This is a genomic window from Cryobacterium sp. MP_M3, assembly GCF_015752155.1.
Taxonomy (GTDB): Bacteria; Actinomycetota; Actinomycetes; order Actinomycetales; family Microbacteriaceae; genus Cryobacterium.
Genome location: NZ_JADOVI010000010.1, coordinates 12,060 through 24,902 on the forward strand (window position 1 = coordinate 12,060; position 12,843 = coordinate 24,902).

Consider the following 12,843-nt stretch of genomic DNA (forward strand, 5'->3'; position numbering starts at 1 on the left):
CTGACTAGCAGCAGCCGCCGGTGCCGCCGCAGCAACCCGCCTCGGCGTCGAGAGCCGCGGCCGGTGCTGCCATGGCGAGGAGGCGGGGCCAGTCCTCCGGTTGCACGGCAGAGTCGTGGGCTTGGATTCCGGCCCATTTGCCCAGCTCGGCCCGCGACGGATACCGCCCGGTCAGCACCGTGGCGCCGTCGACGACGGTGAGCGGGAGCCCCTCCTCGCCGGCTCTCAGCAGGAAGGCATGGGCGATCTCGTCCTCGACGAAGGCCAGCGGCTCCTGGGCCAGGTTGAACCTGGTGACCTGTCCACCCTGCGACCGGGTCCAGTCGAGGTCCGCCGACACCGTGACCAGCGCCTCGTCGACGTCCACGCCACAGATTCCGGTGCCGCAGCACAGTCCGGGTTCGAAGATCTGGATGTTTGCCATTGCGCACCAACTCCTGGTCCGGCATCCGTGGGGACGACCTGTCCATGGTGTCGGTCTTACCAGTATATCGATGAACATCGATGTTTGGTGTGTTCGGCGGGGATTGCTCGCAATGCCCGCCGGTCGGTGGCACGATCGGACTGGTCGGCATCCAGCCCCGCCCACAGGGAGCACCTCATGACCGTTAGACACCCGGCGCGCGTGATCGTGGGCGTCGCCCCTGGCCAGCCGGATGCCGTCGTGCAGCAAGCCGCCGGGTTCGCCTCCCATTTCGCGGCAGAACTGGTCTGCGCGTGGGTCGATCCCGGCCGGTACATGGTCTCCGAGCACCCCGACGGCAGCATGTCCACCCTGTCGTTCGACCCGGACAACACGGACCTGGCCGACGAGGGATTCCACCCTGGGCTGCGCGCCCGACTGGAGACGCTGCTCGAGGGGCGTGGCGTGGCGTGGAGCACGCGGGCCCTGGCCGGTGACCCGGCCCTGGCCCTCGGGCACCTCGCCGAGACGCTGGGGGCGTCGATGATCATTGTCGGCACGCGGGAATCCAGCGTCCGCGGCGGACTGCAGGCATTCTTCACCGGGTCCATCGCCGTGCGCCTGGCCCACCGCCAGCACCGCCCGGTGGTGATGATCCCACTCGCCCCTGTCCCCTTCGACGAACGGCTTCCGTGGGAACTGGGCTGAACGTCGTTCAGCTCGCGGCGGAGCTGCGCAATCGGCTCTTCACCGCGTGCTCGATCAGCACGGGCACATAGTCGCGCACCGGGTTCCCCGCCAGCGCCTCCTGCTGCTCGTGCACGGCCTGTTCGATCCGCACTCGCGGCGATTCCGGAAACTTCTCGGCCAACCGGTCGATGACCTTGGCGACGGCACGGTCTTCCTCTTGGGGGTTCACTTCTCCAGTTTCGGCCCCCTCCACCAATTGGTCAACTCAGAACCGGCGCGCGCAGGCCCGTTCGCCCGGTGTCGATACCCCGGCCGCGTGGAAGACTGGGGCTCCGGGCGCACACCGACGTGCCCGGGCGAAAGGCGGACCATGACGGATGCATCGGAGGCGGCAGAACTCCTCACCACCCTGCTCGACCAGGAACGCACCATCCAATTCGACTCCTTCGACTTCGCCGATGCCTGGGCGGTCGGTTCTCGGCTCGTCGAGCTGGGCCTGGAGCGCGGGCATCCGGTCGCCGTGTCGATCATGTTCGGCGACCAGCGGGTCTTCCACGCGGCGCTTCCCGGGTCGAGCGCCGACAACGACGCCTGGCTGGAGAACAAGTTCCGGGTGGTACGCCGGTTTGCGAACTCCTCGTTCGCGGTGGGCACGCGCTTCCGCTCCCTCGGCCGTGACTTCCGCACCTCCTCCAACCTCGACCCGGCCACCCACGCCGCTCACGGGGGTGCCTTCCCGCTGCGGGTGCGTGGCTCGCTGATCGGCGTGGTCGGTGTCTCCGGCCTGGCCCAGCGCGACGACCACGACCTCGTCGTGGAGGTCCTCGCGGAGCACCGCCTGGCCCAGGGCTGACCCACCTCCACCGCGGCGACTCACCCTGCCTGGCCGGCCATTGCCAAATGCGTTAGCCGTTGCTAACGTATTTGCATGGTCGACCTCCTCGAGGTGGCAACGGAGCCCACCAGGCGCCGGTTGCTCCAACTGCTCGCCCACGGTGAACAGACCGTGACCGAGCTGGCCGGCGAGTTCGCCGTGAGTCGCTCCGCGATCTCCCAGCATCTGCTGCTGCTGGAAGGAGCCGGTCTCGTGGCCGCCCGTAAGGAAGGCCGCAACCGGCACTACCGCCTTGACCAGGCGGGAATGAGCCGACTTCGACGCCTCTTCGACGCATTCTGGACCAGCGAACTCGACCAGCTCGTTGCCGATGCCAACGCCCTTCGTCCGCGCCCGCCGCAAGGAGAATCCTGATGCCGTTCGACATGACCGTCTTTCTTCCGCTCGACCCCGACGCCGCCTTCCGGCTGATCACCGAGCCGGAGCGCCTGCGCCGGTGGAAGACCGTGGCCGCCCGGGTGGACCTGCGCGTGGGGGGCGAATACCGGTGGACCATCGTGCCGGGCCATTCCGCGGCCGGCACCTTCACCGAGATCGAGCCGGGCAAGCGGGTCGTGCTCACCTGGGGCTGGGAGGGCTCCCCCGATCTGCCGCCCGGGGCGTCCACGGTCTCGATCACCCTTGACGCGGTCGACGGTGGCACCACCGTGCGGCTCGTGCACGACGGCCTCACCGCCGAGCAGGCCGAAAGTCACGCCCAGGGCTGGCAGCACTTCCTCGGCCGCCTGGTCACCCTCGGTGCCGAGGGTGACGTCGGCCCGGATGAGTGGGCCGCCGTCCCCGACCCGATCGACCCGCTGGCCAGCGCCGAGGCCGCCCTGGCCATCGTGCAGCGGATGCTGCGAGGCGTGACCGCGGCGAACGCGGATGCCCTGACCCCCTGCGAGGACTTCACCGTGGCTGAGCTCGTCGCGCACCTTGAGGACTCGATCGTCCGGATCGGCACGGCGCTCGGTGTGCCTGAACCCGCCCCCGACTCCCCCGCTGCCGCAGCATCCGTTCCGGCCGAGGTGCGGATCGCCGACGCGGCCCAGAAGACCCTCGAAGCCCTCCGGCTCCGCGGGCTGGCCGGAACGGTCGGCCTCGGGCCGGGCGGCCTCCCCGCGTCGACGGTGGCGAACATCCTGAACCTGGAGCTCCTCGTGCACGCCTGGGACCTGGCCACGGCGACCGGGCAGCAGCTCGAGGTGGCGCCTGCCCTGTCGGACTACATCCTCAGCCTCGCCCGCCAGACCATCACGGATGCGACGCGTGGCAACGGCAGCTTCCATCCGGCAATCGAGGTCGAGGAATCGGCGGCGAGCCTGCCTCGGCTCCTCGCCTTCACCGGTCGCCGGAATCCCTCGTGACCGTCGGCCCGGACCGAACGGGCACCCGTCGTTGACCGAAAACAAGAAAACGGCACCTTGCCACCCGGCCGGGTGCACCCACAGGAAGGAAACACCATGAGCAAGTTCATCTACATCTACAAGGGCCCGGCCACGCCAATGGACCAGTTCACTCCGGAGCAGAGTGAGAAGGAAACCGCGGCATGGGGAGCCTGGATGGGGCGGATCGGGTCGGCGCTCGTTGACGGCGGCGCCCCGTTCGCCGGCGGCACCGCAGTCGTCGACGACGGATCGACCGCGGCCGCGGCCGACCTGACCGGGTACAGCATCGTCGAAGCCGACAGCCTCGTCGAGGCGAAGACCCTCGCCGAGGGGCACCCGTTCCTCAGCGAAGGCAAGGGCAGGTTCAGCCTGCAGATCTTCGAACTCGGACAGATGTAACCTCGGATCAAGATCCGGCGGGCCGGGGCCCTGGCCCCGGCCCGCCACCCTCTTCGTCAGGAGGCGCAGATGGGCGAGCCCGTTCCCCTCGGCGCCGCCCCGCCCGACCGCCAGTGGTCGGCCTGGCGCGTGGTGCTCAACTTCGGCATAGTCAGTCTCGTCGTCGATCTGGCCTCGAATGGAGCGGAGTCCCTCACCGGTCCGTTCCTCGGCCAGCTCGGGGCATCCGCGCTGTTCGTCGGCGTCGTGACGGGCTTGGGCGAGGCGTTCGCGCTCGCATTCCGTCTCATTTCGGGCCCCTGGTCGGACCGTACCGGCCGGTACTGGACCTTCACCATCGCCGGCTATGCCCTGACGGCGGTCTGCGTTCCGCTGCTCGCCGTCACCCCGTTCGTCGGCGGCGCCGGCCTGGTGCTCGCCACCACCCTGATCCTGGTCGAACGCACCGGCAAGGCCATCCGCAGCCCGGCGAAGACCGTGCTCCTCGCCAACGCCGCCGGCGCCGTCGGGAGGGGGCGCGGATTCGCCGTGCACAAGTCCCTCGACCAGGCAGGGTCGCTGCTCGGGCCCCTGGTCGTCGCCGCGGTGATCGCCGTGACGACCGTGATCTGGCCGGCCTTCGCCGTGCTCGCCGTCCCGGGCGCCGTCGCTATCGGGATCCTCGTCTGGATGCGCACCCGCGTGCCCGACCTCAGCGTCTACGAGAGAAGCCGGGACCGCGCCCCCGTCGCGGCGCCCCCGCAGCCCGGCGCACCGGAAGATCCCGCTGACCGTGGCGACCCAGCCGACCTCGCGGACCCTCCCACGCCGTTCAGGCTGCCCCGCGCGTTCTACCTGTTCGCGGCGACCGTCGGGGTGTCCACAGTCGGACTGGTCAGCTTCGGCGTGATCTCCTTCCACCTCGTGGATGCGAAGATCCTGCCGCTGGCCGCGGTCCCCCTCATTTTCGCGGTGGCCATGGGCGCCGCCGCCCTCGGTGCCCTCGCCAGCGGGTACGCCTACGACAAGCTGGGCACCGGGGTGCTGTTCTCCCTGCCGCTGATGATCGCGTTCGTGCCTGGCCTGTCCCTGTCGGCCCGGCTCGGCGCAGTCGTCGGCGGCGCCGTGCTCTGGGGCGCGGCCACCGGCATCCAGGAGTCGACCGTCAAGGCTCTGGTTGCCGACCTGGTGCCGAGCGGGCGCCGTGGCACCGCGTACGGCATCTTCGCCGCGTTCGAGGGCGCGGCCGCACTCGCCGGCGGGTCCCTGGCCGGGGCGCTCTACGACCGGGTACCGGTGCTCGTCGCCACCGTCGTCGCCCTCCAGGTCGCGGCCTTCGTCCTGCTCTGGGCCACGATCCGGCTGCAGCGCAGGGAAGCCGGGCTCAGCACCTGAACTTTTCCCTAATCCGGCTGGGCGTGGGATTCTGGAACCAAGCCCCCTACCTGGCTCCCTTGGAGTTCCCGTGACCATACCGATGACACCGAATCCCGAATCGACGTCGGCGCCTGATGCGGACGGCGCCGTCCGCACCCCGGAGCCCGACGACCGCATCACCCTGCGGTTCATGGCCGTGCCCCAGGACGTGGCTGCCTCGGGCGCCACGGTCGCAGCCGGCAGCGTGCTCGAGTGGATCGACAAGGCCGCCTACGCCTGCGCGGTCGGCTGGAGCGCCTCGGACACGGTGACGGCATACGTAGGCAACGTGCACTTCACCCGGCCGATCAAGCCGGGCAACCTCGTCGAGGTGCACGCCCGCATCATCCACACCGGCCGCACGAGCATGCACGTGCTCGTCACGGTCGAGACGACGGATGTGCGCGCCAGGGAATACAGTCCGGCGACCCACTGCATCCTCGTTTTCGTCGCCGTCGACGACGCGGGCAAGCCCCGCGAGGTGCCCACCTGGATCCCCCACTCGGACGTGGACCGCTCCTTGCAGCAGAACGCGCAGGCGCGGCTCGAACCCCGCAAGCGCATCCAATCGGTCATGCGTGCAGCGGAATATACCGATGACGGCACGACGCCGCGCACAGTCTTCCGCTTCCTCGCCGCTCCGGCCGACGCGAACTGGGGCGGCAACGCCCACGGCGGCACGGTCATGCGCTGGATCGACGAGGCCGCCTTCGCCACCGCCGCGGCCTGGAGTTCAGAGGCCGCCGTCGCCGTCTACTCCGGCGGCATCCACTTCTACCGACCCATCCACATCGGTCACATCGTCGAGGTGGATGCCCGGCTCATCCACACGGGTCATCGAAGCATGCACATCAGCATCCGGGTGCGCTCGGGGAGCCCGCGAAACCCGCACGACCTCCAGCTCACCACCGCGTGCATGAGCATCTTCGTGGCGATCGGGGCGGACGGACACGCCGCACCGGTCACCCCGCTCACCCTGATCACCGCGGAGGACAAGGCGCTCGACGAACAGGCCAGGGCGCTCATCGCCCTGCGCGCGCCGCTCGCGATGATGCCCGTGGACCTCTTCCGGCGACCCTAATCCGCCGGGGAGAGGTGCTCGTGCACTCCGAGCCAGCGTCCACCCTGGTTCTCCAGCACGATCGTCTCGCGTTCGTGCTGGGTCTCCCGGGTCCCGTCGGATTCGAGCTCGGTTGTCACGTCGTGGCTGAACACGGCGACCGTGCCGAATAGCTGCAGTCGCCGGTTCGCCGAGGTGCAGCCCAGCACCCGGAAGCCGTTGGTCTGCTCCCAGTCCTTCCACAGTTCCTCGTAGGCGGCGCGCGTTTCCAGCCGCTCCGGGACCGTGTGGAACATGAAGGAGGCCTCGGGCGCGAACCCGGCGAAGTAGGCATCCCGCCGATGGTGCCCGAAATCGTCGATGATCGCGTCCGCTGCGGCGAGTGCCTCGGCGGCCGGGCCGGTCTGGTCCTCTGCGGTCGTCATAATCTAACCTGCCCTGCGGGCAGCGGCCCTGGCCGCCGTCGAACCGTGGTCGGTGACGACCTCCTGGGCGGTTCCGTCGACGGATGCGACGAGGCGTGGCCCGTTCGCACCGAAGACGTAGCGCGGTTCGGGGAAGATCCACAGCGCGCCCAGGTAGAGCACGGCCCCGGCCACAACGGCTGTCACCAGGCTGAGGTCCATGCCGCCGCCGAGGCCGACGAAGGGGCCGACGATGATGGGCGGATAGTTGGCGAAGAGCAGCCCGAGGACGGCCGCGCCGATCCACGCCACCATCCCGCGCCAGTTCACGCCGGAGTTGAACCAGTAGATGCCGCCGATTTCGCCCTTGTTGAAGACCTGGAGGTTTCGGGCGTCGAAGTGGCCGCGGCGCACCACGTAGCCGATCGCCATGATGACCATCCACGGGGTGGTGGTGACGATGATGGCGCCGACGAACGCGTTGACCGCCCCGAGGAGGTCGAAGAAGAGCCGGCCGGTCAGGATGAAGAGGAAGGCGACCACTCCGATCCCGATCGTGGCCTGCACCCGGCTGAAGGTGGGGAACACGGAGGAGAAGTCCAGGCCGGTGCCGTAGAGGGAGGTCGTGCCGGTGGACAGCCCGCCGATGAATGCCACCAGCATCAACAGCACCGCGTACCAGATCGGGGAGGCCTGGATCAGGGCGAAGACGTAATCGGCCTGGCCGGCGACCAGGGTTGCCGTGGCGACGCCGAACAGGAACGGCACGAGGGTGAGGAGCTGGCCGAGGAACGTCGCAAGGAGCAGCTTGCGCGGCGGTGTGCTCTTGGGGATGTACCGGGACCAGTCGCCGAGGAACGCCCCGAACGAGATCGGGTTGCTCATCACGATCAGTGCGGCCCCCACGAAGGTCGGCCAGAATCCGCCGAGTGCCAGCGCGTCGGGCCCGGGGTCGTAACCGGCGTCGAAGGTTCCGGAGAAGGCGACCACGGCCAGGAGGATCAGTGCCGTGTTGGCGATGACGGCCGTCTTGTTCACGAGGAGCATGAACTGGAACCCGTAGACCACCACGACGATCACGATCACGCCGATCACGCCGTAGACCAGGGTTCGCAGGCCGATCGAGTCGGGGATGCCGGCGAGCCGGTTGAGCCCTCCGACGAGGGCGTCGCCGCTCACCCACACCGAGATGGAGTAGAACGCGACCGCGGTGAGGAGCGACAGGAACGACCCGACGACCCGGCCGCGCACGCCGAAGAACGCGCCGGACGACACCGCATTGTTCGTGCCGGTTTTGGGCCCGAAGAGCCCCATCGGCATCAGGAAGACGGTGCCGACGAGCACGCCGGTCACGGTGGCGAGCACGGCCTGCCAGAAGGAGAGCCCGAGCACGATCGGGAAAGTGCCGAGCAGCACGGTTGCGAACGTGTTCGCTCCGCCGAACTGGATCCTCAGCAGGTCAACCCAGGTGGAGGTGCGGTCGGCAGGCGGAATCGTGTCGATCCCGTGCGTCTCCACCTCGGTGGCCTTGGGGCGGGCGTTCAGCACCACCGTGCCGTCATCGTGGCCGGTGCCTGGGTTTTCGCTCATGGGTGACGACCTTCGGGGTCTCGGATGACGCTGCGCGATGGGAGAAGCGGGGGCTCGGAACAAGTTGGGTAGACACTAGCCGCTGACTTGACTCTCATGCAATAGTTTTTGACTATGAAGATAAACAGCGTCGTGGATCTCTCGGTCGTCGTGAACACCGCCACGCAGGTCTACCCGGGCGACCCGGTGCCCGTATTCGACGTGCACAGCACGATCGAGCGCGACGGCTTCAACCTGCTCAGCGTGAGCATGGGCTCGCAGACCGGCACCCATGTGGACGCGCCGTACCATTTCGACGAATCCGCTCCGAAGCTGGACGAGCTGCCGCTCGACCGCTTCATCGGGCCGGGCGTCATCGTCGACGCCAGAGAGGTCGGAGCTCGCGGACGAATCACCTGGCGACAGATCGAACCCGTCGCCCACCTGCTCGAACCCGGCGTGATCGTGCTCCTGCACACGGGCTGGAGCACGCATTACGGCACGGATCGGTACTTCGACAATCCCTTTCTCGATGCGGGCGCGTGCGCTCGCATGATCGGCCTCGGCATCCGCACCTTCGGGATCGACGCCATCAACATCGACGAAACCCCCGACGAGACCCACCCCGGCGAGGGATTCCCCGTGCACCACCTCATTGCCGACGTCGGCGGTGTGATCAGTGAGAACCTCACCAATCTCGCCTCGATCGACTTCGACGGACCGGTCATTTCGCTGCTACCGATAGCCTTTGAAGCGGCAGACGGCGCCCCGGTCCGGGCGGTGGCGCTGCACCTCGAACTGTAGGGATTCCCATGGCGCGACAGGTTCCGATCGGCGCGCGGCTGCGCGCGGCGCGGCTGGGCAAAGGCCTCACCCTCGAGGCCGTCGCCACCAGCGCCGGGATCACCCAGGGATTCGTCAGCCGGCTGGAGCGAGACCAGGTCTCGCCGTCCGTCGCCACCCTGGTTGCCATCTGCGACGCCGTCGGCCTGCGGGTCGGCGAGCTGTTCGAGGCGCCCCCGACCCAGATCGTGCGCGCGGGGCACGGCTCGCCGATCAACTTCGGCGGGAGGGGCGCCACCGAGAGCCTGTTGACGCCCGGAAACCAAAGCCAGGTGGAGGTCATCCGCTCGGTCATCGACCCAGGCGGCTCGGCCGGCCTGGACCTCTACGTGCTCGACACGGAGATCGAGTTCGCCTACGTGCTGCGCGGCAACCTGATCATCGTCATCGGCGAGGAGACGTTCTCCCTCGAGACCGGCGACGCGATGACCTTCCGCGGCCGCGACCCGCACACCTGGCGCAATGCGTCAGCCGCCGAGGAGTGCGAAGTGCTCTGGATGCTGGCACCCGCCCCCTGAACCGACGCTCAGTTGCGGAGAAAGCACCTTCGTGGCGCGCGCGAGGGTGTTTTCTCCGCAACTCAGCCGCAGGAGACGGGAAGTTCAGCTCTCCGGGGCGATCGGGTCCGGGTCGGCCGCGTTTTCCGCGCCCGCCGTGGAACCGCCGTGGTCCTTGCCCTGCCGCGCGACGTAGGCGCGCTTGAGCTCCGCCCAGCGCGGCAACGACACCTGATTGACCGGCGACGGTTGCGTCGCATCGGTTGCGGACGGGTCAGCCACTGTTGCTCTCAGTCCCGATCCTTGTCCCGGTCACCGCTGGTCGCACCCTGCCGGGAGACGAACTCCCGCTTGAGCGCGGCCCATCGAAGCGCCGAAACATACTGGATCGTTGAATTTTTCGTGGAATCGGCCAATGGGTCTCTCAGTCTCAAACGTGAAGTGAACGGCACGCCGCTGAGCCTTGTTCAATGAACGAACGATCGAGATTGTCACGGTTTGGCATCGGACTGCACGAGAGATGTCCCACCGACCCACCACCATCAGTGGACGGGATCGCAACACCCATGATACCTCCGCCGCGGCCGTGCACGGGTATCGGCCAGCCGCGCCCGCTAGAGTCATTCGGATGCAAACGCAGCCCCGCACCTCCGGCCCCACCGGCTCGACCACCGACTCGACCAACCCTGCCCTGACCGGCTTCGTGCGCGTGCGCGGTGCGCGGGAGAACAACCTGCGGGACGTCGACGTCGACGTGCCGCGTGACGCGATCGTGGCGTTCACCGGGGTCTCCGGCTCCGGCAAGTCCTCCCTGGCGTTCGGAACAATCTTCGCCGAGGCCCAGCGCCGGTTCCTCGAATCGGTCGCGCCCTATGCCCGGCGCCTGATCCAGCAGGGACACAGCCCACGGGTCGACGAGATCACCGGGCTGCCGCCGGCGGTTGCGCTGCAGCAGAGGCGCGGAACTCCCAGTTCCCGGTCGTCGGTCGGCACGCTCACCACGCTCTCCAATTCGCTCCGGATGCTGTATTCCCGTGCGGGCACATATCCTGCCGGCGCCGTGCGCCTGGAGTCCGACTCGTTCTCGCCGAACACCGCGGCGGGGGCGTGCCCGCAGTGCCACGGGCTGGGCATCGCACACACCGTCACGGCCGGCTCGCTGGTCCCCCACCCGACCCTGAGCATCCGCGACGGCGCGATCGCCGCCTGGCCGGGAGCCTGGCAGGGCAAGAACCTGCGCGACATCCTGATCGTGTTGGGCTACGACGTCGACACGGCCTGGCGTGACCTCCCGGCCGACGCCCGGGAGTGGATCCTGTTCACCGAGGAACAGCCCGTCGTCGAGGTCGTTCCGCAGCGGGACCGGATCGCCAAGCCGTACCAGGGCCGGTTCTGGAGCGCGCGCAGCTACGTGATGCACACGCTCGCCGACTCGAAGAGCCAGAGCCAGCGCGAACGGGCGCTGCGGTTCGTGGAATCGGGGCCGTGCCCGCTCTGCGGCGGCACCGGACTCACCCCGGCGGCCCTCGCGGTCACCTTCGCCGGCCGGTCGATCGCCGAGCTGGCCGCCCTGCCGCTGACCGGTCTCGCCGAGGTCATCCGGCCCACGGCGGCGCTCACCGAGGCCGGCGCGGCCCGGCCGGATGCGGCATCCGGCGAGGCCACCGAGGTCGCCGTCACCCTGACCCGCGACCTGCTCTCCCGGATCGAGGTGCTGCTCGAGCTCGGCCTCGGTTACCTGAGCCTGGCCAGGGCCACCCCGACCCTCTCGCCCGGCGAGATGCAGCGCCTGCGCATCGCCACCCAGCTCCGCTCCGGGCTGTTCGGCGTGATCTACGTGCTCGACGAGCCCTCGGCCGGGTTGCACCCCGCCGACGCCGAGCCGCTGCTCGTCGTGCTCGAGCAGCTCAAGGAGTCCGGCAACTCCGTCTTCGTCGTCGAGCACAACATGGCCGTCGTGCGCAACGCCGACTGGGTCGTCGACGTCGGACCGCGGGCCGGCACCGAGGGCGGCGCCGTGCTCTACAGCGGCCCGATCGCCGGCCTGGCCGACGTGCCGGAGTCGGTCACCCGTCGCTTCCTCTTCCCCGGGGCCGACGGCGAGACCGAGACCGGCTCGGTGACCCCGTCCCCGGCCGGGCCGAGCCGGCGGGCGCCCGCCGAGTGGCTGGGCCTGCACGGCATCAGCCGCCACAACCTCCGCGCCCTCGACGCCAGCTTCCCGCTGGGCGTTCTCACCGCGGTCACCGGGGTGTCCGGTTCGGGCAAGTCCACCCTGGTCAGCCAGGTGCTCGCCGACGCCGTGCGGCACGAACTGCACCCCGGCGCCACCGACGACGACTCGGATGCCGCCGCGGCCGACGACGACGCCGCCCCGGTCTCCCCCGGCACGGCCTCCGCCGCGACCACCGTCGACCGGATCACCGGGCTGGCCGCCGTCGACCGCCTCGTGCGGGTCGACCAGAAGCCGATCGGCCGCACCCCACGCTCGAACCTGGCCACCTACACCGGGCTCTTCGACGCGGTGCGCTCGGCCTTCGCCGCGACCGACGAGGCCCGCGCACGCGGTTACGGCGCCGGCCGCTTCTCCTTCAACGTGGCCGGCGGCCGCTGCGAGACCTGCCTCGGCGAGGGCTCGGTGGCCGTGGAGCTGCTCTTCCTACCCGGCAGCTACGCGCCCTGCCCGGCCTGCGGCGGCTCCCGCTACAACCCCGAGACGCTGGAGATCGACTACAACGGCCGCACCATCGCCGAGGTGCTCGGCCTCACCGTCGACGCCGCCGCCGAGTTCCTCGCGGACGTCCCGGCCGCCGCGCGCAGCCTCGGCACCCTCCGCGAGGTCGGCCTCGGCTACCTCCGGCTCGGCCAGCCCGCCACCGAGCTCTCCGGCGGCGAGGCGCAGCGGATCAAGCTCGCCACGGAGTTGCAGCGCGCCCGCCGCGGCCACACCCTGTATCTCCTCGATGAGCCGACCACCGGCCTGCACCCCGCCGACGTGCAGCTGCTCCTGACCCAGCTGAACCGGCTCGTCGACGCCGGCAACACGGTGATCGTGGTCGAGCACGACCTCGACGTGGTCGCCGCGGCCGACTGGGTGATCGACCTCGGGCCGGCCGGCGGCGACGCGGGCGGCCGCATCCTCGTCTCCGGGCCGCCCGAGACCGTGGCCGGGCACGCCGAGAGCCGCACCGCGCCCTACCTGGCCCGGCGGCTGGCCGACGGCGGCGCCATCTGACCGGCTGAGGGCGCGCGGTCGATCGGAGAAACCTCGCACACGCCGCGCCGCGCGCCCGAACAGCCCGGCGTGTCCGAGAAACT

At 69.7% G+C, this 12,843-nt stretch carries 15 protein-coding genes; 10 read left to right on the top strand and 5 right to left on the bottom strand.

Features of this window, described 5'->3' with window-relative positions; translation table 11 throughout:
• Positions 1-4 precede the first annotated feature (4 nt).
• Complete coding sequence (gene arsD, locus IWX89_RS12140) at positions 5-424, bottom strand: arsenite efflux transporter metallochaperone ArsD (RefSeq protein ID WP_196903824.1); 420 nt, start codon at positions 422-424, stop codon at positions 5-7.
• Between the two features lie 177 nt (positions 425-601).
• On the opposite strand from arsD, the gene IWX89_RS12145 reads away from it, so the two are divergent.
• Positions 602-1,111 carry a universal stress protein gene (locus IWX89_RS12145; protein ID WP_196903825.1) on the top strand — a complete coding sequence of 170 codons (510 nt, stop codon included), beginning with the start codon at positions 602-604 and terminating at the stop codon, positions 1,109-1,111.
• A gap of 7 nt (positions 1,112-1,118) precedes the next feature.
• Here the strand turns inward: IWX89_RS12145 and IWX89_RS12150 are convergent, their stop codons facing one another.
• On the bottom strand, positions 1,119-1,322 hold the full coding sequence (locus tag IWX89_RS12150) for a three-helix bundle dimerization domain-containing protein (RefSeq protein WP_196903826.1): 204 nt from the start codon (positions 1,320-1,322) through the stop codon (positions 1,119-1,121).
• Between the two features lie 141 nt (positions 1,323-1,463).
• Here IWX89_RS12150 and IWX89_RS12155 point away from each other — a divergent pair, with 141 nt between their 5' ends.
• The 6 genes from IWX89_RS12155 (at position 1,464) to IWX89_RS12180 (ending at position 6,233) form a co-directional block, all read left to right on the top strand.
• Positions 1,464-1,946: a heme-degrading domain-containing protein gene (locus tag IWX89_RS12155; RefSeq protein ID WP_196903827.1), complete on the top strand. Its 483-nt coding sequence runs from the start codon at positions 1,464-1,466 to the stop codon at positions 1,944-1,946.
• Between the two features lie 75 nt (positions 1,947-2,021).
• Positions 2,022-2,342 carry a helix-turn-helix transcriptional regulator gene (locus IWX89_RS12160; protein ID WP_196903828.1) on the top strand — a complete coding sequence of 107 codons (321 nt, stop codon included), beginning with the start codon at positions 2,022-2,024 and terminating at the stop codon, positions 2,340-2,342.
• Positions 2,342-3,337, top strand: a complete 996-nt coding sequence (locus IWX89_RS12165; RefSeq protein WP_196903829.1) for a TIGR03086 family metal-binding protein — start codon at positions 2,342-2,344, stop codon at positions 3,335-3,337. The genes IWX89_RS12160 and IWX89_RS12165 overlap by 1 nt, the downstream gene beginning before the upstream one ends.
• Before the next feature lie 96 nt (positions 3,338-3,433).
• Positions 3,434-3,757 (top strand): YciI family protein, encoded by a 324-nt coding sequence (locus tag IWX89_RS12170; protein ID WP_196903830.1) that lies wholly within the window; start codon positions 3,434-3,436, stop codon positions 3,755-3,757.
• Positions 3,758-3,826: 69 nt separating this feature from the next.
• Positions 3,827-5,131 carry an MFS transporter gene (locus IWX89_RS12175; protein WP_196903831.1) on the top strand — a complete coding sequence of 435 codons (1,305 nt, stop codon included), beginning with the start codon at positions 3,827-3,829 and terminating at the stop codon, positions 5,129-5,131.
• Positions 5,132-5,201: 70 nt separating this feature from the next.
• Positions 5,202-6,233: a hotdog domain-containing protein gene (locus IWX89_RS12180; protein WP_307836538.1), complete on the top strand. Its 1,032-nt coding sequence runs from the start codon at positions 5,202-5,204 to the stop codon at positions 6,231-6,233.
• Here the strand turns inward: IWX89_RS12180 and IWX89_RS12185 are convergent.
• Together IWX89_RS12185 and IWX89_RS12190 are read right to left on the bottom strand one after the other, a co-directional pair.
• The gene (locus IWX89_RS12185; protein ID WP_196903832.1) at positions 6,230-6,637 is read right to left on the bottom strand and encodes a nuclear transport factor 2 family protein; all 408 of its coding nucleotides are present in this window, start codon (positions 6,635-6,637) and stop codon (positions 6,230-6,232) included. The two genes, IWX89_RS12180 and IWX89_RS12185, sit on opposite strands and share 4 nt — an antisense overlap.
• A 3-nt stretch (positions 6,638-6,640) precedes the next feature.
• Positions 6,641-8,206: a cytosine permease gene (locus IWX89_RS12190; protein ID WP_196903833.1), complete on the bottom strand. Its 1,566-nt coding sequence runs from the start codon at positions 8,204-8,206 to the stop codon at positions 6,641-6,643.
• A gap of 114 nt (positions 8,207-8,320) precedes the next feature.
• On the opposite strand from IWX89_RS12190, the gene IWX89_RS12195 reads away from it, so the two are divergent.
• Both IWX89_RS12195 and IWX89_RS12200 read left to right on the top strand, forming a co-directional pair.
• Positions 8,321-8,989, top strand: a complete 669-nt coding sequence (locus IWX89_RS12195) for a cyclase family protein (RefSeq protein ID WP_196903834.1) — start codon at positions 8,321-8,323, stop codon at positions 8,987-8,989.
• Positions 8,990-8,997: 8 nt separating this feature from the next.
• Complete coding sequence (locus IWX89_RS12200) at positions 8,998-9,546, top strand: helix-turn-helix domain-containing protein (RefSeq protein ID WP_196903835.1); 549 nt, start codon at positions 8,998-9,000, stop codon at positions 9,544-9,546.
• Between the two features lie 84 nt (positions 9,547-9,630).
• Here IWX89_RS12200 and IWX89_RS12205 read toward each other — a convergent pair whose 3' ends face one another.
• Positions 9,631-9,807, bottom strand: coding sequence for a hypothetical protein (locus tag IWX89_RS12205; protein WP_196903836.1), 177 nt, complete (start codon positions 9,805-9,807; stop codon positions 9,631-9,633).
• Between the two features lie 346 nt (positions 9,808-10,153).
• Here IWX89_RS12205 and IWX89_RS12210 point away from each other — a divergent pair, with 346 nt between their 5' ends.
• Positions 10,154-12,760, top strand: a complete 2,607-nt coding sequence (locus IWX89_RS12210; protein ID WP_196903837.1) for an excinuclease ABC subunit UvrA — start codon at positions 10,154-10,156, stop codon at positions 12,758-12,760.
• Positions 12,761-12,843: the final 83 nt, after the last annotated feature.